Origin of the sequence: Saccharibacillus sp. CPCC 101409 (genome assembly GCF_030518235.1) — a bacterium.
Taxonomy (GTDB): domain Bacteria; phylum Bacillota; class Bacilli; order Paenibacillales; family Paenibacillaceae; genus Saccharibacillus.
Genome location: NZ_JAULSA010000054.1, coordinates 1 through 646, shown reverse-complemented (window position 1 = coordinate 646; position 646 = coordinate 1). Strand labels below are relative to the sequence as shown.

Here is a 646-nt window from a genome sequence, read left to right as displayed (position 1 = left end):
CGTCCTTGGTCTGGCATTCGCCAGACACCCGACATGCGTCGGGTCGTAAATACAGGAACGTTAACTGAAACCCCTTAGAGCAAGCCCAACATAATCTCTTTTAATACGGTGTAATCAATTCGATAATTAACGAATTGGGGAATTTATTAAATTTAATGAGGTGATAGTTAATGGAAACGCCATTATACCATTATTGCAGTAACGAAACTTTTTTGAATATCATTAAAAATAAAACAATAAGATTATCAGATATTTCTAAATCTAATGATTATAAAGAAACAAAGTGGCTAGTAGAATACATTGAGGATGAAATAATTCAGAGATACAAAGAAGATCCTTTTTTTAGAGGGCAACTGATTTATGGGTTGGATGAAGTAGATGCTTTAAAATTGGTTATTAAATCGATCAAAGAAAGAATGCTTGAAAGAAACGAAGAGCTTTTTTATGGAGCTTGTTTCTCAGAAGAAGGTGATATATTGAGTCAATGGAGAGGTTATGCTGATGATGGACATGGAATATCTATTGGCTTTAGTTATGAGTCTTTAGCCAAACTTATTAGCAAGGAAGAAAGTATTAATTTATTTGACGGATTGTAAAATGAAGTGCAACACCTCGAATTGAATACAAAAGGGCTCATGGCCGGATT

1 protein-coding gene is annotated in these 646 nt (G+C 34.1%); it reads left to right on the top strand.

Annotated features, from left to right (window positions below):
- Nucleotides 1-170: 170 nt before the first annotated feature.
- Complete coding sequence (locus QWJ34_RS27025; RefSeq protein WP_302732231.1) at nt 171-596, top strand: DUF2971 domain-containing protein; 426 nt, start codon at nt 171-173, stop codon at nt 594-596.
- Nucleotides 597-646 lie beyond the last annotated feature (50 nt).

Coding starts and splice junctions, on each gene's coding strand:
- QWJ34_RS27025 (WP_302732231.1), top strand. CDS start 171: ATGGAAACGCCATTATACCATTATTGCAGTAACGAAACTTTTTTGAAT.